Origin of the sequence: Vibrio galatheae (assembly GCF_000967545.1) — a bacterium.
GTDB classification, from domain to species: domain Bacteria; phylum Pseudomonadota; class Gammaproteobacteria; order Enterobacterales; family Vibrionaceae; genus Vibrio; species Vibrio galatheae.
In genome coordinates this window covers 1-24,188 of sequence record NZ_JXXV01000026.1, presented here as the reverse complement: position 1 = coordinate 24,188, position 24,188 = coordinate 1, and the positions used below count along the sequence as shown (strand labels likewise).

The following is a 24,188-nucleotide window of genomic DNA, read 5'->3' as shown; positions in this document are numbered from 1 at the left end:
AAAAGAGTCCTTATTGTTTAGGGAATATAGCTGATTGGATTGCCAGTGCTTGGATCGGTAAACAACGCGAGATCCATACCGTAAATTTTGCGCAGTGTTTCTGTTGTCATCAGCTCTTGTGGCGATCCGCTCGCGATGACATGACCAGAATGAAGCGCGATCAGTTCGTCGCTGAATTTCGCTGCCATATTGACGTCATGTAACACCATGATCACGGTTAAATTCAGACTGCGATTAAGGTCTCGGATCAGAGACAGCAGTTCATGTTGATGTGCAACATCGAGAGCAGAGGTAGGTTCATCAAGCAAAATACATTGACTTTGCTGAGCAAGCAGCATCGCGACCCAAGCTCGTTGTCTTTCACCGCCAGATAGCGTAGCGACAAAGCGATCAGAAAATGCACTTAAGCCTACTTTATCAATTGCTTGGTCAACAATGTCATAGTCTTGTTGGCGGTAGCGGCCAAACACCCCTTTCCAAGGATAACGTCCGAAGCAAACGAGTTCACGCACGGTAACCCCATCGGTGATAGGTGGGTGCTGAGGTAAATAAGCAACGTGATGTGCAAATTCTAAATGATCGAACGAAGCGACAGGGTGTTGATCAAGCAGGACTTGCCCAGTTGAACTGGTATTTTGACGGCTCAGTAGTTTAATCAAGGTCGATTTACCGCAGCCATTGTGACCAAGCAAAGTGGTTACTTTTCCAGGGGCAAATTTAAGATTAGTCGGAGCTAGGATCGTTTTTCCGTCGATTTCAAACGACGCATCGACCAGTTGGTACATAGCGAAATAGTCAGTTGAGTAATTGTCTACAAGGCGTTAATGTTACCATATCGAAATATAAATGATAATTATTTTCATAATCAACAAATCTATCATTATGTTGATGTTGTTTTTGTTGACCCTTCAAATATTGAGTATTACAAATTATGTCAGGTACGCTGAACAACCGGTCACAGTTGGCGGTTATTAGTCTTGCAGCTGCGCTTATGGGTATTGGCCAAAATGGGCTTTTGGTTTCATTGCCATTTCTTGTTGAACAGTCTGCGTTTGATTTGCCAACTTGGTCGATTCTAATTGCGGTGGGAAGTTTTCTGTTTTTGCCATCGGCACCTTTTTGGGGAAGGTATAGCGATAAATTTGGCCCTAAAAAAGTCGTGGTTCAAGCGCTGGTGGGCATGGCGTTCAGCTTTGCTTTACTATGTCTTTTTGCCATGTATAGCGCTAAAGGAGCGCAGTGGACCTTGATTGGTTTGCTAGGGCTAGTTGTTGCACGAGTGGTTTATGGCTGTACGGTTTCCGGCATGGTGCCAGCCAGTCAGCATTGGGCAATCTTATTGTGTGGTGAGCAGCATCGACTGCAAGCGATTACGGCGGTGAGTATAGGTTTGAGTAGCGGGCGACTGCTTGGCCCGTTACTGTCCATTGTGGCGTTGAAACTCTCTCCTTTTGCCCCGCTGGTGGTTATGATAGTGCTCCCTAGCATAGCGTTAATAGCGGCGCTGTTTTTACCTGCTCCTAAGCCAAATCGAGAGCAGAGTCAGAATAAAGCGCCATTACCTTGGTTACCACAAAAAGAGTTGTCGCCATTTTTACTCACTGGTTTACTGCTTTGTGCCTCAATTTCTTTACTGCAATACAGTTTTTCTCCGCTCATTTCTTCTATCACTCACTGGTCAACGGCTGAGATAAGTGACGCGATTGGTGTACTACTGACCATCAGTGCAGCGTGCACATTTGCTGCTCAGATCGTCGTGGTTAAGAATAAAAAAATGACAACGCAGGCAATGTACCGTTTCGGTGCTATCAGTCTAGTGATTGGCTTCGGACTGTTTTTAATTCCGTCTATTTGGGCTTTTGGCGTCGCGATGGCGATTGCTGCTATAGGTGCGGCCCTACTTGTGCCTGCCTATACCTCATCAGCCACCGAAACACAAAGCGGATCACCGGGGGCGGTTGCAGGGTACATATCAATGTCGCATACCATTGGATACGGGCTTGCTTCGTTGTTGGCCTTTTGTGCCACAATTGATTCCCGCTACCCTGTTTATCTGTGTTTACTGTTTTCGGTACTGATTTTCGTTACAGCACTTTCCAACTGTAGGCAAAAAAAAGCTCAGGTGCTTGAACAATCTTAACGTTTGTTATTTGGGTGTCTAGGGCAGTTGCTGCATAGCTTGCGGCCCTGACACTTGTAGACTAAACAACAGCTCGTTCGTACAAAAGTAAGCTGTTTGGACTCTTCGTCGTAGGTGAGAGACGCAATGAGCTTTTCGGGAAGTTGACATGCGGAAAGCCATTGACGAGCTTGGTTGAGTAGATATTGGCCTGAAAGGTGAGGAGAGTCATGATGGAGTTTAACTAGACAGCTGAGTATGCCATCTGCAAATAAGTGATTGGTAAAACCGGGTCTAATGCGCGTCCATAACGTCATCTCTTGGCGAAAATAGTTAAATAGAGTTGTGAGTTCTTTACCCGCTTGTTCAATGAGCTCTTGCTCCGTACCACCGATATATTCTGCAGAGCTAAAGTGAAAACCACTGATGAAATTCGGTTGTACTTGCTGCGCAATGGAGGAAAGTTTTGGTAACCCTTTACAGGCATAAATCGCAATAAAAGCAACATAGATAGGTTGCCAGCACAGCAAAGTCCAAGTCCGAGTGAGCCAGTAGGGTGCCCCGGCTTCTGGATGAGCCTGTTTGAGGTTTTCATACAAGGTTTGAATACTGTCTGCGCTGGAGCAACCAATATGAATAATGGTCTGATCCAACGTGTTGTTAGAAAATGGTTTTATGCTGCCATTGAGATAAGGGGTAACCTGTTTTGAATGTTCGAAAAGGTGCTCAAAGAACGAGAGGCCACTCATGGGTTGTGTTTGTTTTGTGGAATGATGTCGCTAAGGATAATCAAGATTAAAAGTTAATGCAATTGATTCTCATTGTTGTTTGTTGCATGAGAGGGAATTAAAACGGCTTCGCATGAAGCCGTTTTTGACTCAAATTATAAATCTCGCGTTTCGGCAAATTTCTCTAGTCCGAGCACAAGAGCAATGGCGCATAGCATTAACACGATTGCGACACCTAGTTGAGAAGGCTGTGAGGTTAAAGCTTCGAAATCTGCTGGCGATAAATTGTGTTGAATCAAGGGAACTTGTTCACCGCTCGAGTTAGTACGCCATGTAATGGTTTCCTTCCAAGGCCAAATCTTGGGTAGCGTCCCTAACATCAACCCAGTTAGAAATACTAACGTAAGGTCTCGAAAACGCTTTAAAAGCCAAGAGAGCACGTGTGAGAAACTCAATAGCCCCAGTACGCAGCCGGTTAGAAACAGCGCAAGTATGGTGATATCGGCTGATTTGACCGCAGTTAATACCGGAGTATACATACCGATTAGCAATAGAATGAAGCTCCCCGAAATGCCTGGTAAGATCATAGCGCAAATAGCAATCCCGCCAGCAAGTAACACATTAATACTGCTAGGTTCCAACTGCAGTGGGTTGAGAACTGTGATGCTATAAGCGAACCCAATACCTAGCAGTAAGAACAGTAGGCGGCTTAAGCTTTTATGCTCAATTTGCTTAAGCATATGGAAAACAGACACCAAAATTAGACCAAAGAAAAAAGACCAGATTGGGATGGGGTGCGTCGCCAGCAGCCAGGAGATAAGTTTGGCTAGCGTCGCGATACTTGTCAGCACACCGCCAAATAGAGCAATGAGAAATAGACCATTGATATGTTGAAAAGCGGCTTTGAAGCCCTCTCGTCTCACAATGCTGATGACACTAGGATTTATACGGCGAATACTCTCAAGTAAGGTGTCATAAATACCGGTAATAAAAGCGATGGTTCCGCCAGATACACCGGGGACAACGTCAGCAGCACCCATTGCCATACCTTTAAGAAAAGTGGTTAAGTAATTCATTCTTTATGGTGTCTAATGTTAGGTGCAGAGAGTATATCGACTCTTAACGACAAAAAGTAACAAAAATCAACGTTGATAGATATGTTTATAAGAATGTAGTTTAATATGTTTTTGCGAACTTTTGCAAAATGCGATTTTCATATTGCATTTTAGGAAGCCAAACGGGCAGAAAAATGCGGAATACTACAAAAATATGCCTGTTTTAAACTTGGCACGCTAACTGCATATATATAACCGACCCTTCTTAAGCCGAGGGTCACCTAGCCAACTGACGTTGTTAGTGAATGTAATTTGTTCACACTATATATAAGCCAATTGCACTTTTTGCGATTGGCTATTTTTTTGCCTGAAACGTGTTAATTACTCTTTTTCCTCAATCCATCCCCCTAAAATTTGGCACTGGTTTACACTTGTTTGAGAGGTGTTTTCTACCCAATACTCGACAAATAAGTGAATTTTCAATGACAATGCTCGTTTTCTTTGCCCACACCCAATCTGATTTGGTTGGTAATGCTGTTGAAACTCACCTCATGAGGGAGTTTGGATAAGGACAATTTCAATTGCAAAAGTTGAATTTTTGAGCATAGATCCACAGAGTTAGTTCTGACTCTGGACTCGTTAGGGAAGATGAGTGAATCACAAAAAGAGGTTATATGAATCAGATAATTTCAGTTGGACCACTAGAATCTTTCTTAATCGCCATTAGCGTTTTATTTTTGGGGCACTTTGTTAATGCTAAGCTCCCGGTACTAAAGAAATTCAATATTCCAGAGCCAATCGTTGGTGGATTGATCGTCGCCATGATTATCACTCTTACGCATTTCAATGGGTTAGACCTTGAATTTTCTTTGCCGCTGCAAAAAATATTTATGCTAATGTTTTTTAGCACTGTCGGGTTAGCCGCCAACTATACCCAGTTGATTAAAGGCGGTGCTAAAGTGTTCATCTTCTTAGCGGTCGCTTCGTTTTACATCATCATTCAAAACGGTGTCGGTGTCTCTTTGGCAACAGCGCTCGGGTTAGATCCATTAATGGGATTAATTGCAGGTTCAATCACCTTATCGGGTGGTCACGGAACGGGCGCCGCTTGGTCACAGACATTTTCCGACAGCTACGGTTTATCTAATACCTTAGAAATAGCGATGGCGTCTGCGACATTTGGTTTAATCATCGGGGGTATTATAGGTAGTCCGGTGGCACAAAAACTGATTAACAAAAATAGTTTTGAGTCGGAATATGGCACTGGGACGCATACTCATGAACGTTTTCCGGAGCTCGTGACTTACAATGAGTATGAAGAAGATAAAGTGACGGCGAAGAAAGTCATCGAAATTTTGTTTATTCTGCTTATCTGCGTTACTGGTGCAAAATACCTCGAGCAATGGGTGAGCAGTTTTGAGGTCAGTTGGCTGATGATTCCTGACTTTGTTTATGCGCTTTTTATCGGTGTTTTTGTCACTAACTTACTTGAAGTCAGCAAGGTGCATAAAGTAGATGCTGAGACGGTCGACATTCTAGGTACGGTCTCCTTGTCATTGTTTCTCGCCATGGCATTAATGAGCCTAAAATTGTGGAATATCTTTGATTTAGCAGTGCCTTTCTTGATTATCTTGGCGGTGCAGTCGTTCGTTCTGGGCGTATTTTGTTATTTTGTCACCTTCAAAGTCATGGGATCCAACTATGACGCCGCGGTCATTGCGGGCGGCCACTGTGGGTTTGGCTTAGGTGCAACGCCGACTGCGGTGATGAACATGGGATCTTTGGTGAATAAGTTCGGTCCCTCCCCACAAGCCTTTATGGTGGTGCCCATTGTTGGCGCGTTCTTTATCGATATCGTCAACCTGATCATTCTTCAAGGTTACATCTCGTTCATCGGCTAATCTTGTTTGAGGAATAAAAAATGCCCTGCAATTTAGCAGGGCATTTTAGTTGCAGACTTGTTTATCTAAGTGTCAGCTTAGTACCATCAAATTTTAGGTGTCCGAGCAATACTTTCGCGTTCTCTTTACCATTGTCAGTAAAGGCCACCCCATAGCGGGCGTAGTGCAGTGAACGTTGCAAGTTACATACTTTGCCGAACAAAGGCTCAAACGGTTTCCCTTTCTGCGAACCAAGCTGTACGTGCAGTTCAATATCGTCGCCAATTTGGAACGGTCGACTGAGTGGGGCTGTGATGAAACGACAGCCACTTTTAGACAAGTCGCGAATTTCGCTATCGAGTTTGTGACTGTCTGCAATGACTTTAGTGGTTAAATTGACGTCAAAACGAGGTTCTTTGCGCAGTTGTGTTACTTGCATCGTTTGCGGAACGGAAAGCGTGAAAATGGCGACTGGCGCTTTTAAAATGTGTTGCAGTTGACCGCGAAAATGAACAATCGCGCCTTCTCCCCGTGGTGAAATAGCTCTGATTGTTGCCCAAAAACCGGCTTGAAAGAAAAAATCCAAATCATCATCAGAGATCTTTGGTAGCTCAGCTAAGATGACATTATCTGAATGCGTCCCGATGAACGCGGTTTTACAGCGAAAGGTTGTGCCCACGGGGGTAGTAATTCCTATGGTAAGCTCACCGCCATGCTCGACCATTGCCAATGCATCAGTACTGTTTAAAACCGAGATATTTTTATCAATTGCTGTACGAGCTGGCTGCTCTTTCACCGCCGTTGCCTGGGTATTCATCTAGCCTCCGTTGTCCCCACCATGTTATTGTTTTTGAGGTAGGTGAATATATGACATCCAAATGACACTCTGTAACATTTGGACAAAATCAATTCTAAGTTTGGTTTGCGTCATGTTCAAACATCAATTTGCTCAATAAAGTTGAGCTAAGTATCATTTTAAGGAGTCAACATGGCCCATAAGGTAACTCTCGATCGCTCAAACGGTGAATTTCGTGTCCATTTAGAGGGTGAGCACTTCGCCGTGGTAAAATTTCAGGACAAGGATGGCATCTATGCGATTACCTCAACCAAAGTCCCTGAGGTGTTGCAAGGAAAAGGTTATGGCAAGGTCATGATGGAAGCGGTGTTACCTGAAATTGAAAGTCTGGGTGTGAAGATAGAGCCGATCTGCAGTTATGTTGCCCACTATCTAGAACGTAACGCTCAATGGTCTCATTTAAAAGCCTAAACCATGCAGTACAACTATCAATCGTTGGTTTCTCAACTTGGCTACACCCATCTCCAATCTAAACAGGTACTGCAGGTATTGTGGGGAGGTTACGGCGAATTAGTACGACTCAACGTCGACAACACCAGTATCATTGTTAAACATATTCAATTGCCCAAACCGAGCAACCATCCGCGTGGCTGGAACAGTGATTTGTCACATCAGCGTAAACTGCGCTCTTATCAGGTTGAATTGAACTGGTACCAAGGTGGTGCGAAATCGTGTTTTGCCAGAGTGCCAAAGACGGAAAAGATTATCCAGCACGGCGAAGCGCTTTTATTGGTGATGGAGGATCTCAAGCAAGCGGGGTTTAGTGACGTAGTTACCACTCCCAATCGAACCCATTTACGCTCCTGTTTACACTGGTTAGCCGAGTTTCACGCCCAACATATTGCTCATTCCGGTGATGGATTATGGGAGGTTGGTACCTATTGGCACCTAGCTACGCGACCAGACGAATGGCAAGCTCTGCCAGACTCTCAACTCAAAGCGCAAGCTGAAAAAATAGATAGGGTGTTGCAGCGCGCACCTTATTTGACCTTAGTTCATGGCGATGCCAAATTAGCCAATTTCTGTTTTACACCTGATGGGGAGCAAGCCGCAGCGGTCGATTTTCAGTATGTGGGTATCGGCTGCGCGATGAAAGACGTCGCGCTGTTTATGAGTAGTGCTGTCGCCCCGGAGCAGTGTGCTGAGATGGAAGCGTGGGTTTTAGACAGTTATTTTTCGAGTCTTGCATTCGCTCTTGCTAAGCACCAACCGAGCCTTTCACCTCACTCTGTAGAGCAACAATGGCGTCCTTTGTTTGCGATTGCGTGGGCAGATTTTCAACGCTTTGTTAAGGGGTGGAGTCCTAATCACTGGAAGATAAACTCGTATACCGAGCAACTCACTAAGCAGGCATTGGAGATGTTGAAGGCTTACCCTTAGGCAAGCCTTTGAATGCGGCGGTTAAGCTTTTATGCGTGCCATATAACTAGTATTGATGTACTCACCATCTCGGAATGAACCAAATTTGGCTTCGCCTTCTAGTTCAAAACCAAACTTTTTATAGCAAGCAATCGCTGCTGTGTTGTCGCTGTTGACTTCAATTTGCACACGTTTTACTTGCAGCCAGTTGTCTGCCAAGTCGAGTACAGTTTCAATCAATTTGCTGCCAATGCCTAAGCCATGAAAGTCATCATGCACGCCGATACCAAAACTGGCGCAATGGGCGGTACGCGGTCTTTGTGAGTGCTCCAAACCAATATTACCGACGACTCTTCCCTCAACTTCTGCGACAAAGCTGTAAACTCCAGTGGGCATGTTTTCCAGTCGGGTTGTCCACATACTCACTGAAGGCTTAGGCAGCTGAAGTGTTTCGCGTTGCGCTTTAGGCTGAGAATAAATATCGCACAATGCAGCGGCATCACTAACTTGAGTCGGGCGTATTGTTATTTCCATATTATGACCTTAACGACTGGTTAAACATCATGACACCATAGCGAGAAATAAACTTATGTTAAAGTATTGTTTTAAATTAATTTATCATATCGGAATATCATCCTTATCCTGAGTTTCAGGCACTAAGATGGAGAGCGCTGTATACTTGGTAAATTGATTTGTTTCTTAAGCCTCGGCGATTTAAGGTAACAGCTTGTTCACATAAGGAATCACTCATGAATCATTCGGCGAGCTGGAAAACTCCACAAAATTTTCTAATGCTTATCTCAATTGTGGTGCCGATAGCATTTTCCAGTTGGATGGCACTGATTAACAACTTTGTTATCGAACGTGCTAACTTTGATGGTGCGGATATTGGTTTGTTGCAAAGTGTACGCGAAATCCCCGGTTTCCTAGCGTTTACCGCTGTGTTTGTGTTGCTCTTTATCCGGGAACAACGTTTCATGCTACTTTCCTTAGCGGCGCTGACTTTAGGTACCGCTATAACAGGGTTCTTCCCCTCACTGTTTGGACTGCTGTTTTCGACCTTGCTTATGTCGACAGGCTTTCACTATTTTGAAACACTCAAGCAGTCGTTGTCGTTACAATGGTTGACCAAAGACGAAGCGCCTGAAATGTTGGGCAAATTTATCTCTGTTGGCGCACTAGCTTCGCTGGTAACGTATGGTGCGCTATGGCTTTGTCTCGAAGTATTTCAAATGGACTTCCAATGGGTCTATCTGACGTTCGGTGGTATTGGCTTTCTGCTAGTCGCATGGATGGCATTTGCCTTTCCTCAGTTTGAAACCCATGTACAGCAGAACAAAAAGTTAGTGCTTAGAAAACGTTACTGGCTTTACTACGCATTAACCTTTATGAGTGGTGCTCGCCGTCAGATTTTTACGGTGTTTGCTGGCTTCCTCATGGTGGAACAATTTGGTTATTCTGCCGCAGACGTCACTTTGCTGTTCATCATCAACTACGTGTTTAACTTTTTGTTTGCCAAGCGCATTGGCCGATTTATTGGTCAAGTGGGAGAACGTAAAGCCTTGTTGTTTGAGTACACTGGACTAGTCTGTGTGTTTGTTGGTTACGCCTTAGTGGAGACAGCACAATGGGCGGCAGCCTTGTATGTTATCGATCATCTATTCTTCGCGTTAGCGTTGGCAATAAAAACCTATTTCCAAAAAATTGCCGATCCGGCTGATATGGCATCCACCGCTGGTGTATCTTTTACTATTAACCACATAGCGGCAGTATTTATTCCGGTTACCTTTGGTTTTATTTGGTTAGTTTCGCCTGCGGCGGTGTTCTATTTAGGCGCGGGAATGGCAGTGGTTTCATTACTGCTGTCGTTCAACATTCCCAAGTTGCCGCAAGAGGGTAACGAAGTTCGAGTCTTAAGATGGAGTTAGTTCGATCAATGAAAGTTGGTATTATTGGACTGGGCGATATCGCGCAAAAAGCGTATTTGCCAGTCATCACTCAAATGGCTGATGTAGAACCGATTTTTTGTACGCGTAAGCCTCAAGCCCTCACTCAACTAGGACAACAATATCGAGTTGAAAAACATTGCCAAGATTATCAACAGTTATTGGCGTTTCAACCCGATGCAGTCATGATTCACGCGGCAACTTCAGCACATCGTGAAATCGCTGCGTACTTTCTAAAACAGGGTATTGCGACGTTTGTGGATAAGCCTTTGGCCGACAACGCGCAAGATGTCGAGTACCTCTATGAGTTAGCCGAAAAGCACAACCAACCGCTGTATGTCGGTTTTAACCGTCGCCATATTCCGCTCTACAATCAACATATTTCAGAGCTTAAGCAAGGCTCAACAGGCGATCTCACGTCACTGCGTTGGGAGAAGCATCGCTATAACCTGACCGGTGATATTCGTACTTTTGTCTTTGATGACTTTATTCACCCTTTGGATAGCGTCAATCTAAACTCGCAAGCACAATTAGAGGATGTCTATGTGAGTGCACAGTTCTCGGCTCAGCAACTTGCGCGAGTCGATGTCCAGTGGCAAGCAGGCTCGACATTGCTCCACGCGTCAATGAATCGCCAATTCGGGATCACGACAGAACGCGTCTGTGCAACGTACACGAATCAGGCTTTGGAGTTCGACTCTTTCGTAGAAGGTAAACGTTGGCATCAAGCTCAACAATCAACACTGGCGTTAAAAGATTGGACCCCGATGCTGACCAGTAAAGGCTTTGCCAACATGATTGAAGATTGGCTCTCTGTCGTGCAAAGCGGTAAGCTCAACAGTGAGATTATTGCGCGTAACATTGCCAGTCATCAGTTGGCTGAGCAACTGGTCACTGAGCTCGAAAACCGTTTGAAATAATGCCGCTAGCGGAGCTTTGTCTCCGCTTTATTTGCCGTGATGAAACCTATCTTCCAAATAGCTCACAAAGGTCTTGATTTGGCCTGGAATAAACTTCGATTGGGCGTATTGAGCAATCACCTTGCCCTGATAATTACCGCCAACATGCCAATCCGTTAGGATCTCTACTACCTCGCCAGAATCCACGTATTCTTGAATTGCAAACTCAGGGAAGACAGAAATGCCGACCCCACGTAGTACCGCTTCACGACGAATTTCACTGTGATTGACGGCAAATGAGCCACTGACATTAATCGAAACTTTTTTTAGATTGTTGGTGAAATCCCAAACTCGGTCACGAGGATTTTCACCAAGACAGACACAATTGTGCGCAGAAATATCCTCCGGGTGGATTGGAATGCCGTGAGTCTCCAAGTATTCAGGGCTGGCGCATAGTACCAATCGGCATTGGGTTAACGTTTTAGCAATCAGCCCTTCAGTCGGTTTATCGGTGATATGAATGATGACGTCCACCTCGTCGCCAATCGGATCAATGTAGTGGTCTGCGACTTTAAGCTGCAGTGCCACGTTAGGGTAGGCTTCGATAAAATCCAGTATCATAGGCATCAATACTTGTCTGGAGAGCGCTTTGGGAGCCGCGACGCGCAATACCCCAGAGATGTCCGTTTTATCTGCTTGCGCCGCTGAAACAGCCAGTTTAGCCGAGTTCATCATGTCACTGCATAAATTATAAACCTCCTGCCCAGTCGAGCTGAGGCGCATTTGACGCGTCGTTCGTACCAACAGCTTTTCTTGCAACGCATCTTCTAGACGTGTGATTGAACGACTTACTGAAGAGGGCGATACGCCGAGTTTTTTTGCGCTGTTTGAGAAGCTGCCTGAGTCAACCACATTAACGAAGATTGCCATCTCTGATAGTAAGGGGATGAGTTTATTTGTGTTCATGGCGCAAAAATCCTTTGCGAATATAGAGTATTGTTTCGTTTAAGTTACTTATGGATACTAATTAAGTCAATTGACAACAGGGACAGTAGGAAAGACAGCGTGAAAAAATTACGAAGTATTGATGATATTCGCACTATCTCAAGCAGGGTGAAACATGTGCTTACTCTGTTTAGTGGTGGTTTAGATAGTACGTATCTGCTTGAACTACTTAAAGAAAGCAAAGTGAAAGTCACGGCTTTAGTGGTTGATCTTGGCGAAGGGATTGATGAAGCTAATTTACGCCTGATTGCTGACCACTATAGCGTCGATCTGGTGATTGTTGACGCTAAGCAGGAGTTTGTTGAGCACAGTTTAGTTTCGGCCATTCAAGCTCAAGCTCTGTATTTGGGTGACTATCCTGTGAGTTCGTCGCTGTCCCGCCCCATTATTGTTAAGCAGGCCATGCAAATTGCAGAAAAACTCAAGTGCGAGGCGATCATTCACACTGCGAATCAGTCACAAAATAGTTTAAGACGATTAAACGGTGCGATAGAAGCGAGTGGTTACCAAGGGTACTACGGATCTCCCTATGAATATTCGGCGCTTACCCGCGATGAAAAAATCGCCGAGCTGTTTCACTCAGGTTTAGTGGGATTCAAAACTCGCACAGTGAGTGGGGATGCCAATTTGTGGTGTCGTGAGTTTGAGTCTGGCGTGTTGGATGATCCTGAGTCTTTTACTCTGTCAGAATCCCTATTTAGTTGGTCACAGTGGAATCCGGAAAAACAACTACAAAATCATCAAATTAAAATAGGATTTCGCCAAGGTTATCCGGTGACGATCAATGATCTACCGCTCAATCTTAAGGAATTGATTGCTTTCATTAACAACCACGTTGGCGCGTATGAAATAGGTCGATATGTAGGTTTCGACCACCTAGATGGGGATGAGAAAGTGTTAGAGGTGCGCGAAGCACCCGCAGCTCACATCCTTATGAAAGCATATAAGTTGTTGGAAACAGCAACATTACCTACCGATGTACTCAAAGCGAAAGCGATGCATAACGACATGTGGACTCAAGAAGCGGTCGAAGGCCGTTGGGGAAGCTTGTTGCAACGTTCAAGCTATGCGTTCATTGCCCACACTGCCGAGCATGTCTCTGGCAGTGTTTTATTCTCACTATCACGCGGTCAGGTACTCGCAACCAGTATCGTGGCAGATAAAGCTAAGTATCTGCGTGATAGGGATGCATGGGAGGTACAAACCGCTCATCAACGCAGTTTGCGTACGGTTTCTCCCTTAGCCAGCAAGAAGCAACAAACGGTTTAGGGACGAGGTACTGAAATGGATACAGTGAAAAAACCGATTGAACGCCATGCCGCGGTCATTGCTCAGTTGCTCAATCAAAACAATTATGTCTTTGTGAGTGGTAAGCAAATGACCAATATGCTGACGACCAATGTCGATGAGGTGATTCGTTTTAAGCACTGCTGGAATCATCTAGAGCGAGATAACTATATGGCCGATGGTGGTGCATATCGATATCGACGTTATGGGCAGTTCTATAAGGCAAAAGGTGGCCAACAGATTGTTATGTTGCCTCACGAACCTTATGTTCAGCCAGCTTACATCAACCATTTAAATGGCGATGTTGAACGTTATTTTGAGCCGCTTACTGACCGGTTTGTGACTTCTCCAATTCTCGAAAAGCTGTTGCTCCTGATGAGTGAAGTGTACGACGGAGTAGAAGGGCGTTCGATTGATTGGAACATTCGCTTGCACCCATACCGAATTATTGCCGATGAAGTGGAAAAGGGCGAACCGACACCAGAAGGGTTGCATCGTGACGGTGTCACCTATATTGCGTCATTGATGATCAATCGCATTAATGTGTCTGGCGGCGTAACCACGATTACTGATGCCAGTGGCACGGCTTTGGAGTCTTTAACGCTTGAAAAGACCTTCGATCTCATCTTGGCAGACGATGAAAAAACCATGCACCAAGTAACGGCGATTACGCCACTCAGTTCTGATAAATGCGCGTACAGGGATGTACTCGTCATCGCTTTTACTAAAATGGAGGAATAAAATGACAACGGCTACGGGTCAATTAAATAAAGGCAGTTTTAAGTTTCCGTTAACCGAAACATTGTTACTGTTGGTCGCGGTCTTTTGGGGCACAAGCTACGGCTTAACCAAGAGTGCACTTTTGTATACCAGCGTGTTGGTTTTCATATCGATTCGTTTCTCAATCACCTTTCTATGTATGCTACCTGTAGTGATTCGAGATTTTCGCCGTGGACTTAATAAAGATTGGAAGATTGCCATACCGACCGGCTTTATCCTTTCGGCGATTTTTTTCTGCGAAGTGTTCGGGGTTTCTCAAACCTCGGCATCTAATGCGGCATTCTTGATCAGTTTGTCCGTCATTTTGACCGCATTTGCTGAACTGATCATCAATAAAAAGCGTGTTAGCAATACGTTATGGATCTTGACCTTATGTAGTGTTGTTGGGGTGTTACTTCTCACTAGCAATCAAGGGATCGAACTGTCACTCAATGCGGGAGATTACTTTATTCTTGCGGCGGCATTACTACGTGCATTGATGGTGACATTGACCAAGCGCTTCACTGAAGGTAAGGAGATCACTACCACTACGTTGACTTCATTACAATCATTGGTAGTCGCAAGCGTGGCGATCATTGCTGCGATGAGTTATTTGCCTGCATCTGAAGTTGTGATTCCTACCAGTACCGAGTTCTGGCTGACGGTGGCTTATCTAGTGTTGTTCTGTACTTTGTTTGCGTTTTATGTGCAGAACTACGCGGTACGTCGTACCTCACCAACCCGTGTCTCGTTATTGATGGGCAGTGAGCCTTTATTTGGTGCCATATTCGCTATGGTTTGGCTGCAGGAATCACTTAACACAGTGCAAATTCTTGGTGGTACGCTGATTCTCGTCAGTGTCATAGTGACTTCGACAAGGGAGAGCTAAATCAGGCACCTCTTCACAAAAACGTAGTGGCTACTATTCAAGTGATCGGAGACAGTTTAAAGTAGCGAAAACTTGTTAGATATGAATCAGAAGACGAGCAAGTGGGCTCGTCTTTTGCGTTGAGGTGAATCATGACCACACCACTAAATGAATGCATTGTGCCAATGTATCCGACGATTCAAGCATTAGATGTCAATGCGCTCGAGCCCGGTGAGCACAAATTTTGGTTTGCGGTCGCGACGGACGCTATTGGTCATCCACAAACCTTGCCCGTTCGTGTCTTTAAAGGTGCGAAGCCCGGTAAGCGAATTGTGATTACCGCGGGTGTGCATGGTGACGAGCAAAACGGTATATTGACAGCACAGCAGCTCGCGCGTGAGCTTGAGGGTAAAGCCATTTCTGGTTGCATTACCATTGTACCTGCGGTCAATTTGTCTGGTATTGCTCGTCATAGCCGTGATTTTCATTCTGCAGCTCCCGATAGCTCATCCGCTAATCTCAATCGACTTTTCCCAGGAGATCCGAATGGTGATGATGCGAATCGTTACGCCAATAGCTTGTGGGAGAACCTACTCAGACCCAATGCCGATCTTGCGATCGATTTGCACTCGCAAACCAGCGGCAGCGCTTACCCTCTCTATGCCTTTGCTGACTATCGTATTGAAGACGCAATTCGTATGGCAAGATTGCTCAATCCAGACGTGATCCTCAATGATCCCGGTGACCCTGGTATTCTCGAAACGGTCTACAATCGAGCTGGCATTCCTTCTATTACGATTGAAATAGGCGTTGGGCGTTATACCGACTTAACCCTTGTCAATCGAGCAACAGACGGCGTACTCAATGTTCTACGCTGCTATGAACTGATTGAAGGTCAAGTTGTTACTGGCAATAACCAATGTGCTGAGGGAACTGAAATTACGAGTGTAAGAGCACAGCAAGGTGGCTTTGTGATTTGCCATGTTGAACTGCTTGAAACTGTGGTAAAAGGGCAAAAACTGGCAACACAATACAACAGTTTTGGTGATGAAGTGGAAACCTACTACTCTCCTTCGGCCGGAACGGTTATCAGCCACAATGTTGAGTCGGTACGTGCGCCTGGTTCGCTTGTTGTACGCTTAATTCATTGATATCGTTGAAACTTGCCCAGTTTGTAGCAAACGAGCAGCAACTTCTTACTGAGCCGCATCATCCCTGAGAACTGAGTGATTGACTCAGTTCTCACAACTAAACCTGCCATGAATCAATGGATTAGAGTTATATCTTGTAACCATCAATTTTTTTAATTGATTCGATTTGGTTTTTTATCCTTTCTTAGTGAATAAGTTTTCACAAATTGCTTGTGCTGGAATTTTTTATATATATAATCGCCAAAATTGAAAATATATTCACTTATTATGAGATTGCAGTCATCTAGGGAGTTGTCAGATGAGCGATACACTTGTTATACCAGAGACCCATAAAACCAATCGGAATCTATTGATGTTTTTGATTCCTTCTTTGCTGGGGCTGTTCTTTTTTCTTGCCCCGCTAACCTACGACGGTAGCTTTACCTTCCCGCTTGCATTAATGGCCAAAGGGGTTAAAGCGGTTTTAGGAGATGCGGTTTTACCAACCGTTACAGGCGTGATCTGTTTTTCTGCATTGGGGGCAATTGCTGCCAGCCTAGTTAAGCCAACGTTTGTGACTCAATCTCAACTGCTTACTCGCCTGTTTGTGCTAACCCCGACTTGGTTAGTCATCCGCTCGTTAGGTGCAATATTTACTTTGCTAGCGCTCCACCAAATTGGTCCGGAGATCATCTGGAATGGCAATACGGGTGGTTTGGTTTTAAATGATCTGCTGCCATCTTTATTAGTGACATTCTTCTTAGCAGGTTTATTGCTGCCGCTACTGCTTAACTTTGGTTTGCTTGAATTGTTAGGCACTCTGCTGAGCAAGTTTATGCGTCCTGTGTTTCGTCTTCCAGGCAGAGCTGCGATTGACTGTATGTCCTCTTGGCTAGGTGATGGGACAGTTGGTGTCATTCTGACAAGCAAACAGTATGAAGATAAAAAATACACCGCGCGTGAAGCGGCTGTGGTGGCGACCATGTTTTCACCTGTCGGTATCTCATTCTCGTTAGTGGTGTTGACGCAAGTTGGCTTGGCGAACTACTTTTTGCCATTCTACTTTTCGATCTGTTTGTCCGGCGTTGTTGCGGCGATGGTGATTCAATTTCTTCCCCCGCTGTCGTACAAGAAAGATCTCTACATTGACGGTAGTGCGCCGAATCGTGATGACGAGCTAGTGCCTGCAGGAAAATCGACTCTCGGCTTCGGTATGGATCTCGCACTGCAACGTGCAAGCAAGGTGAAAAGCTTGACTCATGTCGCCAAAGAAGGTGTGCACAACGCGCTTGATATGGTGTTTGGTGTACTCCCTGTTGTTATGGCGATCGGGACACTAGGTTTAGTGGTAGCAGAAGCCACACCGCTATTTTCTGTGTTAGGCGCGCCATTTGTTCCACTGCTAGAGTTACTCAATGTACCAGACGCAGCAGCAGCGGCAGAAACTATGCTGGTTGGCTTTACTGATATGTATCTCCCTTCGATCATTGCTGCTTCTTCGGTGAATGCAGATATGACAAAATTCATTGTTGCCGCATTGTCCGTCACTCAGCTTATTTTTATGTCTGAAACTGGCTCAGTGATTCTCAGCAGCAAGGTGCCAATCAACTTCCTAGAACTTGTGGCGATTTTCTTACTGCGCACTTTGGTGACACTACCAATTATTGTTGTGGTTGCACACGCGATTTTCTAAGCTCCGATGTAATCGAAAAAGCAAAAGCCCGATCAGTTAATGCGATCGGGCTTTTTTGTAGTGACTATCTCGATTGCTCAATCAATCGAATCAGTAGCTTGAGGTCGGCCATTGCCTGTCCTTGCAGCGGATAACCAATATTGATCCGCACGCAATCTGTATAGAGATCTAAGGTACTAAAAAGGTGGCCGAGTCTGACATCAAGTCTGTGGTTGGCTACCGCTTGGGCGAAGGTATGGTGATTTAAGCCTGGAATCTGAATCCACAAAACCATGCCCCCTTGCGGGCTGCTGATTTTTACATCGCTAGGCAAGTTTGGCCCAAGATATTGCAAATATTGTTGCCTTAAATTAAGTAACTGATGCCGCCTTCTCTTAAGGTGTTTTGCATACTGCCCAGATGCAATAAAGTCAGCCACTGCGAGTTGTGTTGGCAGTGCGACGCCATAACTTGCACAAGCAAAGTGCGATTTATACGACTCCAAATATCTGCCAGGCAGACACCAACCGATGCGGTAGCCGGGAGATAGACTCTTTGACACCGAACCGCACCACAGTACATAGCCGCCTTTGTCATAATATTTGGCGGGCAGCGGAGTTTGCGTAGTGTATGAGAGCTCAAGATAGACATCATCCTCAATCACGGGGACTTGATATTGGTTGGCGAGAAGAGCCAGTCTTTGCTTTTGCTTGGCCGACATGCTGATCCCTTGTGGATTCATATGAGAGGTGCAAAAGATAGCGCCAGCAACGCGTTGGTGTTTAAGATGGCTCTCCAACTGATCCAAATCGATACCATCATCTAGTGAGGGGATCTCGATGATCTTACGTGACATCTTACCAAGCAGTTCTAATATGCCCTGAAAGCAAGGTGAACTGATCGCTATGGTATCCCCCTCTTTTGTGCAAGCCTCCAAAGCGGTTTTGATTGAAGACATACAGCCGGATGTCACTACCACCTCATCTAGGGTGAAGCATAAATCTAGTTTGGCATAGTGGTCAGCCAATGCGCTGCGCAGTGAAGGCTCGCCCTGAATATGAGGGTAGTGGTTGAGTCGATCGCCGATCCGTCTGAGTGCTCGGCGGAAACTTCGCTCCAACTCAACAACTGATTGTTCGTCATTAGCGGTTGTTGAGATGCCGAGAGGACCTGGATCGAGTGTTTGCGCGGGGGCGCTCTTTTTTACCTGAGAGACTTTACTGGTGAACTGTACCCATTGAGGTGTGGCGTGAACAGCGCGTTTTGGCGAAACGAAATAGCCCGATTGTGGTCGAGAGTGAATCCACCCTTGAGACTCTAGTTCTTGATAGCAGCTCACAACCGTAGACATGCTGACCGATTGCTGTTTAGCCAACTGCCGCAGTGAGGGCATTCTTGCGCCGACCACTCGCTGACCGCTTTCAATTTCGTTAATAAATTGATCCGCTAACTGTTGGTAAATGCTCATCTTACACGCTCAACTGTACTGGTTTTTATTATAAAAATTGTATCTGTACCTTAAGTGTTGCTCAAGGGATACTGAAGAAAAGTGCATGAGGGATGACAATGAAAAGAAATGATTTTTTACTCGCGGTGTTCGTTATGGCGATCTGGGGATTTAATTTTTCAATGATCAAGATGGGGGTGACCAATGTTCATCCCCTGCTGGCAACGGCGGCGCGTTTTGCTTTAGCGGTAATGCCAGCGATTTTCTTTATCGCCAAACCTAACGTTCAGTGGCGCTATCTGGTTGGCTATGGGGTTGTTTTTGGTGTTGGTATTTGGGGAATGGCTTCTTGGTCCATCACCGCAGGGTTGTCGTCTGGGATCTCATCGGTACTGCTGTCGAGTAATGTGCTGATTGGAATGGTGGTCGGTATTTTGATCTTCAAAGAGTATGCTTCAATGCGCAAGTTGTTAGGCGCCGCATTCGCCTTGTGCGCACTCGTTGTATTGGTTTCCTCTACGACGGGTAATGTGACCACCGAGGGTGTGGTTCTCATTATGATCGCTGCCTGCTCTTGGACGTTGATGGGAATGATAGTTAAGGCCTCTAAAACAACCCAAGCGTTCGCATTTAACGTGTGGGGAATGTTGTTTGCGCCAGTGCCACTGGTGATTTTTGCGGTGTTATTGCATGGTGACGAGATTGTTTGGCAGGCGGTGGAGCTGTGGGATTGGAGCACAACGTTAGCCGTGATGTTCCAGGCCTACCCAACCACTTTGTTTGGTTATTGGGTTTGGAATCTAATGCTGATTAAGTATCCGTTAAGTACCACCGCACCTCTGACGTTACTTGTGCCAGTGTTTGCGTTAGTGAGTGGTTACTGGATGTATGATGAGGCGTTATCATTGGCTCAGATAATTGCATCGGGATTGTTTCTGGTTGGCATAGGCTTGATTGTCAAGCCTGCTCAATCTCAATCAACTATGCCTAAGCGGGCGAGAAAATTGGCAGGCTAGTTTTGGTCTGTCGCTCAGCCTAGCTCGCCAAATTGCTTGCGGTACTGCTGTGGAGAGACCCCAACCAAGCGGCGAAAATGATGGCGCAGTGTTGTGGCGTTCTCGAACCCCGCCATGCTTGCTAAGCGCTCAATTGAATGGGATTCAACTTCAAGCAAGCCTTTGGCTCTCTCGATGCGCTGCTGGATTAGCCACTCTTTGGCTGACAGGTTAAAACTGGCGCGAAACTTTCGGTCGAATGTGCGACGCGACATACTGGCTTTTTGTGCTAAGAGATCAACACTGATGCTTTTATCCAAATTACTGCATGCCCAATCGAGAGCCGATGAAAAGTTATTCGGCACTTCGAGTATCGGTGTATCGACAAATTGTGCTTGGCCGCCAAGTCGGTGCGCCGATATTACCAGTCGTTTTGCCACTTGATTGGCAATGTCGTAGCCAAAGTCATGACGAATCACGGCTAGACCGAGATCAAGCGCTGCCGCACTACCCGCAGAGCAGCCGATGTTGTCATCAAAAATATACAACACGTCAGCTTGATATTGGATATGAGGAAATTGACTGCGAAAGCTCTGTTCATACATCCAATGCGTCGTTGCCGCTTTGCCATCTAATAACCCCAGCCTTGCAAGTAGAAAAGCACCCGAACACAATGTAAGTACTCGCTTACCTTGTTTGACAAAACGACTCACTTCGGACTCGATCGCCTGTGGAACATGGTAGTCCCACGTTGGCCATCCTGGCACGATAAGCGTGTCGTAAGGGTCGAGGGTGTCGGCAGGCTGAGCGCTGATGACAAGGTTGCCAGTGGTCTCAATATCGCTTTTTTCTAAGCTAATCACATCAGTCTTGTACCATACGTCAAATTCAGGCCGAGGCAGAGCGAACAGCTCGATCGCGCATGACATTTCAAATAGCGTGACATGAGTATGGGCGAGAATAGCGACGCGATTCATATTTCATCCTTGCATAAACAGGTGATAAGAACTTTGGCTCATTATTAACGAACTATGTCTTTTGAGCCAATGTTTGATCATTTCTTTTCATCGCATTATGTCGCTATACCATCATTAACCAAGGAAAGATTATGACTAGTGCAGTATCACGTATTCCGGCAGCAGACAGTGTGCAAGCTTTGGTGCATTTTGAACAATTGCTTCGATTCGAGACAGATTGTTGGGATGTGCATCATGCACTGACTAATGGTTTGCAAGACTTCGTTTTGATCGATGTGCGAGGAGAGAGTTTGTTCGTACAAGGGCATATTGATGGCGCCATTAATATCCCTCATCCTAGACTGAATGAAAAGCGCTTGGTCGATTTCCCACCAGAGACTCTATTTGTTGTTTATTGCGCCGGACCTCACTGCAACGGTACAGAAAAAGCAGCTATTCGCTTAGCCAAACTTGGTCGTCCGGTGAAAAAGATGATCGGTGGTGTCACGGGTTGGCTGGATGAAGGATTCGAACTTGTCTCACAGGAGGTTGAGCTATGCAATTAATCGTCGGAACCGCTTCTACATGGTCGTTACGCGCATGGTTATGTGGGCAAATTGCCTAAATCACCAAGCAGAATTTCAATGGCAAATCATTGGATTAAAGGTAGTATGTAGTCTCTACTTAACTCAATTGTCTGGATAATATGTTTGCAGAATGGATGACGCCTGAAGCAATGATTGCGGCGTTTTTGATATTTCTTGGGTCGTTTGTGCAAACCGCGATCGGTTTTGGGTTAGCGATTGTTGCGGCACCTCTGCTGTTTTTGGTTTCTCCAGATTATGTCCCAGCGCCAATCTGTCTAGTTGCACTTTTTATCTCTGTGCTTAACGCGCTTAAACATAGAGCCAGTGTTGAAATCGGCGGGCTCAAAATGGCGCTGATTGGGCGCGTTCCTGGCTCTATTGCTGGTGGCGTCTTATTGGTAATGGTATCGACGGATTTACTGGCGTTGTGGTTAGGTGCTTTGGTGCTGTTCGCCGTCGCGGTTAGCTTACTGCCGTTTCGTATTGAACCCACGCCCGCCCGAATGGGCATTGCCGGTTTCTTTTCGGGCTTCTTTGGTACCAGCTCTGCGATAGGCGGGCCTCCGATGGCGTTGCTATTGCAGCATCAAGAAGCCAATCAACTGCGGGGTAATCTTTCGGCCTTTTTTGTTTTTAGTTCGATGATCTCTTTACTGATTCAGATGCCAGCTGGTTTCTTAACCTTGCATCATTTATGGATTAGTATCCCACTCATTCCGGCGGCATGGGTAGGTTACAAGCTGGCGATAATGACAACTCAATCATTACCTAAAGAGAAAATCCGTACCGGCGCATTGCTGCTTTGTTCGGTTAGTGGTGCGACAGCGGTTTGGCAGGGTTTGTCCTAACTCTCACTCAATCATTGTTCATCTTACGTTAAGGAAAAAGCATGATACTGGAAGTCGCAATATTAGATGTAAAACCGGGCATGGAAGCCGAATTTGAACAAAACTTTGCTAAAGCACAGGCGATCATCTCGAGTATGAGCGGTTATGTATCACACCAACTGCAGCGTTGCATTGAAACACCTAACCGCTACATCTTGTTAGTGAACTGGCAAACATTGGCAGATCATGAGCTGGGTTTTAGACAGTCTGCTGAATATCAGGAATGGAAGGCGCTTTTACATCATTTTTATGACCCATTCCCAACTGTAGAACATTACCAGCCTGTCTACGATGAGTCGTTTTAAAGGAGAGCAAAAGGTGTTGAGAGCGATTGGAAATATAATTTGGTTCGTATGTGGCGGCGTGATCATGGGACTGATGTGGTGGTTTTTCGGACTGCTCGCGTTTGTCAGCATTATTGGTATACCTTGGGGACGAGCATGTTTTGTTATGGGCAATTTTTCCTTCTTTCCATTTGGTCAAGAAGCGATAGCCCGAAATGAGCTGACAAATGAAACTGATATTGGGACCAGCCCGCTAGGCATGATAGGAAACATAATTTGGTTCTTGCTGGCAGGTATTTGGCTTGCCATCGGTCATATTATGTCTGCGGTCGCGTGCTTTATTACCATCATCGGCATTCCATTTGCACTGCAACATCTAAAGCTCGCGTATATCTCCTTAGCGCCCATCGGTAAGACTGTGGTGCCGAAGGAACAGGCCGCGTTGGCCAGATATTCGAAATAGATCAAACTTTAAAGCCCCGAAAGGGGCTTTTAGTTTCAAAGGCTTAGTTAAATAGTGACCAAGCAATCGATTGGACAAATAGTCAATTGATCCTACTATTAGGAAGGTTATAGTACGCAGTCAGTTGCAAACCTTCCGGATAAGAACACTACATGGCATATCAGTCGGGTCAATTTTATCGTCTTACTCTCGGGTGGATGGGATTTATGCTCGCCGCGTCTAGCGTTGCAGAGCCCATCAAACTGGAGTTGTATACTCAGGAATTTCCGCCGCTGCAAATACAAGTCGACAGTCAGGCAGAAGGCTATGTGGTTAAGTTCGTTGAAGCTGTGGTCAGTCACGCAGCCGAAAAACTTCCGATGGAAATTGCAGCCGTCCATTTTGCGCCTTGGAAGCGAGCGATTCGCAATACACAAGAAAACGAGAATGTGCTGTTTTTTTCGTTATCACGCACGCCAAGCCGTGAACAAGAATACCAATGGATCGGCCCAGTCTCTCCGTATGAAGTCGCTATCTACCGCCACTATGATGGCCCGAGTGTGACGCCTAGTACTTTCCAAGAATTAAAAAACTTCAGTTTTGCCGCACAAACAGCAAGCAGCTTTGAAGAAGTGGCGAAGGAAGAAGGTTTTGCCAAAATTATCCCGGTCAACTACGGAAAAGTGGCGATTAAACTACTGCATACCAATCGAGTCGACTTCGCACCATTAGTTAAAGCCAGCTACTTTTATCGCATGGAGCAATATGGCTATGATCCCAAAGAATTTATTGAAGTCGTTAAAGTCGATAGATTGTGCAAGGAATTGTGGCTAGTGACAGGGAATAAAACGTCACAACAAGTGGTTGAGGTTTTGCGTGAAAGCTTTAGTGAGTTAAAGAACCAAGGTAGGTTAACAGAACTGATTGACTACTATCAGCCTGACAGTGATGTTATGGTTCGCTATCGAAAGGCGATGACGTTAGTGGAATAAAAAGAGGCTCAGTTGAGTAATGCCAGTCAGTTAAG

25 protein-coding genes are annotated in these 24,188 nt (G+C 45.4%); 17 read left to right on the top strand and 8 right to left on the bottom strand.

Features of this window, described 5'->3' with window-relative positions:
* Positions 1-17: 17 nt before the first annotated feature.
* Complete coding sequence (locus tag TW81_RS14870) at positions 18-785, bottom strand: ABC transporter ATP-binding protein (protein WP_045956521.1); 768 nt, start codon at positions 783-785, stop codon at positions 18-20.
* Positions 786-931: 146 nt separating this feature from the next.
* Between TW81_RS14870 and TW81_RS14865 the strand changes: the two genes are divergently transcribed.
* Complete coding sequence (locus tag TW81_RS14865; protein ID WP_045956520.1) at positions 932-2,140, top strand: MFS transporter; 1,209 nt, start codon at positions 932-934, stop codon at positions 2,138-2,140.
* Here the strand turns inward: TW81_RS14865 and TW81_RS14860 are convergent.
* Together TW81_RS14860 and TW81_RS14855 are read right to left on the bottom strand one after the other, a co-directional pair.
* Positions 2,137-2,868 carry a siderophore ferric iron reductase gene (locus TW81_RS14860; RefSeq protein WP_045956519.1) on the bottom strand — a complete coding sequence of 244 codons (732 nt, stop codon included), beginning with the start codon at positions 2,866-2,868 and terminating at the stop codon, positions 2,137-2,139. The two genes, TW81_RS14865 and TW81_RS14860, sit on opposite strands and share 4 nt — an antisense overlap.
* A 134-nt stretch (positions 2,869-3,002) precedes the next feature.
* Positions 3,003-3,923 (bottom strand): polyprenyl-phosphate transporter, encoded by a 921-nt coding sequence (locus tag TW81_RS14855; protein WP_045956518.1) that lies wholly within the window; start codon positions 3,921-3,923, stop codon positions 3,003-3,005.
* Positions 3,924-4,576: 653 nt separating this feature from the next.
* Here TW81_RS14855 and gltS point away from each other — a divergent pair.
* Positions 4,577-5,803, top strand: a complete 1,227-nt coding sequence (gltS, locus tag TW81_RS14850; RefSeq protein ID WP_045956517.1) for a sodium/glutamate symporter — start codon at positions 4,577-4,579, stop codon at positions 5,801-5,803.
* Between the two features lie 61 nt (positions 5,804-5,864).
* Here gltS and TW81_RS14845 read toward each other — a convergent pair whose 3' ends face one another.
* Positions 5,865-6,599: a PilZ domain-containing protein gene (locus TW81_RS14845; protein ID WP_045956516.1), complete on the bottom strand. Its 735-nt coding sequence runs from the start codon at positions 6,597-6,599 to the stop codon at positions 5,865-5,867.
* A gap of 171 nt (positions 6,600-6,770) precedes the next feature.
* Here TW81_RS14845 and TW81_RS14840 point away from each other — a divergent pair, with 171 nt between their 5' ends.
* A complete protein-coding gene (locus tag TW81_RS14840; protein ID WP_045956515.1) occupies positions 6,771-7,049 on the top strand; it encodes a GNAT family N-acetyltransferase in 279 nt (92 codons plus the stop codon).
* 3 nt (positions 7,050-7,052) lie between these two features.
* Entirely contained in the window at positions 7,053-8,018 is a 966-nt protein-coding gene (locus tag TW81_RS14835; protein ID WP_045956514.1) for an aminoglycoside phosphotransferase family protein, read from the top strand.
* Positions 8,019-8,039: 21 nt separating this feature from the next.
* On the opposite strand, the gene TW81_RS14830 is transcribed toward TW81_RS14835, so the two are convergent.
* Entirely contained in the window at positions 8,040-8,531 is a 492-nt protein-coding gene (locus TW81_RS14830) for a GNAT family N-acetyltransferase (RefSeq protein ID WP_045956513.1), read from the bottom strand.
* A gap of 215 nt (positions 8,532-8,746) precedes the next feature.
* On the opposite strand from TW81_RS14830, the gene TW81_RS14825 reads away from it, so the two are divergent.
* Positions 8,747-9,925 (top strand): MFS transporter, encoded by a 1,179-nt coding sequence (locus TW81_RS14825; RefSeq protein ID WP_045956512.1) that lies wholly within the window; start codon positions 8,747-8,749, stop codon positions 9,923-9,925.
* 8 nt (positions 9,926-9,933) lie between these two features.
* Positions 9,934-10,863 carry a Gfo/Idh/MocA family protein gene (locus tag TW81_RS14820; protein ID WP_045956511.1) on the top strand — a complete coding sequence of 310 codons (930 nt, stop codon included), beginning with the start codon at positions 9,934-9,936 and terminating at the stop codon, positions 10,861-10,863.
* A gap of 27 nt (positions 10,864-10,890) precedes the next feature.
* On the opposite strand, the gene TW81_RS14815 is transcribed toward TW81_RS14820, so the two are convergent.
* The gene (locus TW81_RS14815) at positions 10,891-11,808 is read right to left on the bottom strand and encodes a LysR family transcriptional regulator (RefSeq protein ID WP_045956510.1); all 918 of its coding nucleotides are present in this window, start codon (positions 11,806-11,808) and stop codon (positions 10,891-10,893) included.
* A gap of 99 nt (positions 11,809-11,907) precedes the next feature.
* On the opposite strand from TW81_RS14815, the gene TW81_RS14810 reads away from it, so the two are divergent.
* From TW81_RS14810 to TW81_RS14790, 5 genes are all read left to right on the top strand, one after another.
* The gene (locus tag TW81_RS14810; protein WP_045956509.1) at positions 11,908-13,116 is read left to right on the top strand and encodes an argininosuccinate synthase-related protein; all 1,209 of its coding nucleotides are present in this window, start codon (positions 11,908-11,910) and stop codon (positions 13,114-13,116) included.
* A 15-nt stretch (positions 13,117-13,131) separates the two neighbouring features.
* On the top strand, positions 13,132-13,875 hold the full coding sequence (locus tag TW81_RS14805; protein ID WP_045956508.1) for a 2OG-Fe dioxygenase family protein: 744 nt from the start codon (positions 13,132-13,134) through the stop codon (positions 13,873-13,875).
* Position 13,876: 1 nt separating this feature from the next.
* A complete protein-coding gene (locus TW81_RS14800) occupies positions 13,877-14,782 on the top strand; it encodes a DMT family transporter (RefSeq protein WP_045956507.1) in 906 nt (301 codons plus the stop codon).
* Positions 14,783-14,913: 131 nt separating this feature from the next.
* Positions 14,914-15,912, top strand: coding sequence for a succinylglutamate desuccinylase/aspartoacylase family protein (locus TW81_RS14795; protein ID WP_045956506.1), 999 nt, complete (start codon positions 14,914-14,916; stop codon positions 15,910-15,912).
* 298 nt (positions 15,913-16,210) lie between these two features.
* Positions 16,211-17,584: a YjiH family protein gene (locus TW81_RS14790; protein WP_045956505.1), complete on the top strand. Its 1,374-nt coding sequence runs from the start codon at positions 16,211-16,213 to the stop codon at positions 17,582-17,584.
* A gap of 64 nt (positions 17,585-17,648) precedes the next feature.
* Here the strand turns inward: TW81_RS14790 and TW81_RS14785 are convergent, their stop codons facing one another.
* A complete protein-coding gene (locus TW81_RS14785; protein ID WP_045956504.1) occupies positions 17,649-19,031 on the bottom strand; it encodes an aminotransferase-like domain-containing protein in 1,383 nt (460 codons plus the stop codon).
* A 98-nt stretch (positions 19,032-19,129) separates the two neighbouring features.
* Between TW81_RS14785 and TW81_RS14780 the strand changes: the two genes are divergently transcribed.
* Positions 19,130-20,026 carry an EamA family transporter gene (locus TW81_RS14780; protein ID WP_045956503.1) on the top strand — a complete coding sequence of 299 codons (897 nt, stop codon included), beginning with the start codon at positions 19,130-19,132 and terminating at the stop codon, positions 20,024-20,026.
* Positions 20,027-20,040: 14 nt separating this feature from the next.
* Here TW81_RS14780 and TW81_RS14775 read toward each other — a convergent pair whose 3' ends face one another.
* Positions 20,041-20,982 (bottom strand): helix-turn-helix domain-containing protein, encoded by a 942-nt coding sequence (locus TW81_RS14775; RefSeq protein ID WP_045956502.1) that lies wholly within the window; start codon positions 20,980-20,982, stop codon positions 20,041-20,043.
* Positions 20,983-21,113: 131 nt separating this feature from the next.
* On the opposite strand from TW81_RS14775, the gene TW81_RS14770 reads away from it, so the two are divergent.
* The 5 genes from TW81_RS14770 to TW81_RS14750 all read left to right on the top strand — a co-directional run bounded on the left by TW81_RS14770 (position 21,114) and on the right by TW81_RS14750 (position 24,153).
* Complete coding sequence (locus tag TW81_RS14770) at positions 21,114-21,527, top strand: rhodanese-like domain-containing protein (RefSeq protein WP_045956501.1); 414 nt, start codon at positions 21,114-21,116, stop codon at positions 21,525-21,527.
* Positions 21,528-21,667: 140 nt separating this feature from the next.
* A complete protein-coding gene (locus TW81_RS14765) occupies positions 21,668-22,396 on the top strand; it encodes a sulfite exporter TauE/SafE family protein (protein WP_045956500.1) in 729 nt (242 codons plus the stop codon).
* A gap of 41 nt (positions 22,397-22,437) precedes the next feature.
* Positions 22,438-22,740: an antibiotic biosynthesis monooxygenase family protein gene (locus TW81_RS14760; protein ID WP_045956499.1), complete on the top strand. Its 303-nt coding sequence runs from the start codon at positions 22,438-22,440 to the stop codon at positions 22,738-22,740.
* A gap of 13 nt (positions 22,741-22,753) precedes the next feature.
* Positions 22,754-23,182 carry a YccF domain-containing protein gene (locus TW81_RS14755; protein ID WP_045956498.1) on the top strand — a complete coding sequence of 143 codons (429 nt, stop codon included), beginning with the start codon at positions 22,754-22,756 and terminating at the stop codon, positions 23,180-23,182.
* Positions 23,183-23,334: 152 nt separating this feature from the next.
* Positions 23,335-24,153: a substrate-binding periplasmic protein gene (locus TW81_RS14750; protein ID WP_045956497.1), complete on the top strand. Its 819-nt coding sequence runs from the start codon at positions 23,335-23,337 to the stop codon at positions 24,151-24,153.
* The last annotated feature ends 35 nt before the right edge of the window (positions 24,154-24,188 follow it).

Excerpts from the sequence above, each read along its gene's own strand:
- TW81_RS14845 (WP_045956516.1), bottom strand. The coding sequence starts at position 6,599 with ATGAATACCCAGGCAACGGCGGTGAAAGAGCAGCCAGCTCGTACAGCA.
- TW81_RS14770 (WP_045956501.1), top strand. The coding sequence starts at position 21,114 with ATGACTAGTGCAGTATCACGTATTCCGGCAGCAGACAGTGTGCAAGCT.
- TW81_RS14765 (WP_045956500.1), top strand. The coding sequence starts at position 21,668 with ATGTTTGCAGAATGGATGACGCCTGAAGCAATGATTGCGGCGTTTTTG.
- TW81_RS14750 (WP_045956497.1), top strand. The coding sequence starts at position 23,335 with ATGGCATATCAGTCGGGTCAATTTTATCGTCTTACTCTCGGGTGGATG.
- TW81_RS14805 (WP_045956508.1), top strand. The coding sequence starts at position 13,132 with ATGGATACAGTGAAAAAACCGATTGAACGCCATGCCGCGGTCATTGCT.
- TW81_RS14790 (WP_045956505.1), top strand. The coding sequence starts at position 16,211 with ATGAGCGATACACTTGTTATACCAGAGACCCATAAAACCAATCGGAAT.
- TW81_RS14785 (WP_045956504.1), bottom strand. The coding sequence starts at position 19,031 with ATGAGCATTTACCAACAGTTAGCGGATCAATTTATTAACGAAATTGAA.
- TW81_RS14830 (WP_045956513.1), bottom strand. The coding sequence starts at position 8,531 with ATGGAAATAACAATACGCCCGACTCAAGTTAGTGATGCCGCTGCATTG.
- TW81_RS14795 (WP_045956506.1), top strand. The coding sequence starts at position 14,914 with ATGACCACACCACTAAATGAATGCATTGTGCCAATGTATCCGACGATT.
- TW81_RS14860 (WP_045956519.1), bottom strand. The coding sequence starts at position 2,868 with ATGAGTGGCCTCTCGTTCTTTGAGCACCTTTTCGAACATTCAAAACAG.
- TW81_RS14835 (WP_045956514.1), top strand. The coding sequence starts at position 7,053 with ATGCAGTACAACTATCAATCGTTGGTTTCTCAACTTGGCTACACCCAT.
- TW81_RS14820 (WP_045956511.1), top strand. The coding sequence starts at position 9,934 with ATGAAAGTTGGTATTATTGGACTGGGCGATATCGCGCAAAAAGCGTAT.
- gltS (WP_045956517.1), top strand. The coding sequence starts at position 4,577 with ATGAATCAGATAATTTCAGTTGGACCACTAGAATCTTTCTTAATCGCC.
- TW81_RS14815 (WP_045956510.1), bottom strand. The coding sequence starts at position 11,808 with ATGAACACAAATAAACTCATCCCCTTACTATCAGAGATGGCAATCTTC.
- TW81_RS14780 (WP_045956503.1), top strand. The coding sequence starts at position 19,130 with ATGAAAAGAAATGATTTTTTACTCGCGGTGTTCGTTATGGCGATCTGG.
- TW81_RS14840 (WP_045956515.1), top strand. The coding sequence starts at position 6,771 with ATGGCCCATAAGGTAACTCTCGATCGCTCAAACGGTGAATTTCGTGTC.
- TW81_RS14760 (WP_045956499.1), top strand. The coding sequence starts at position 22,438 with ATGATACTGGAAGTCGCAATATTAGATGTAAAACCGGGCATGGAAGCC.
- TW81_RS14800 (WP_045956507.1), top strand. The coding sequence starts at position 13,877 with ATGACAACGGCTACGGGTCAATTAAATAAAGGCAGTTTTAAGTTTCCG.
- TW81_RS14775 (WP_045956502.1), bottom strand. The coding sequence starts at position 20,982 with ATGAATCGCGTCGCTATTCTCGCCCATACTCATGTCACGCTATTTGAA.
- TW81_RS14865 (WP_045956520.1), top strand. The coding sequence starts at position 932 with ATGTCAGGTACGCTGAACAACCGGTCACAGTTGGCGGTTATTAGTCTT.
- TW81_RS14825 (WP_045956512.1), top strand. The coding sequence starts at position 8,747 with ATGAATCATTCGGCGAGCTGGAAAACTCCACAAAATTTTCTAATGCTT.
- TW81_RS14855 (WP_045956518.1), bottom strand. The coding sequence starts at position 3,923 with ATGAATTACTTAACCACTTTTCTTAAAGGTATGGCAATGGGTGCTGCT.
- TW81_RS14870 (WP_045956521.1), bottom strand. The coding sequence starts at position 785 with ATGTACCAACTGGTCGATGCGTCGTTTGAAATCGACGGAAAAACGATC.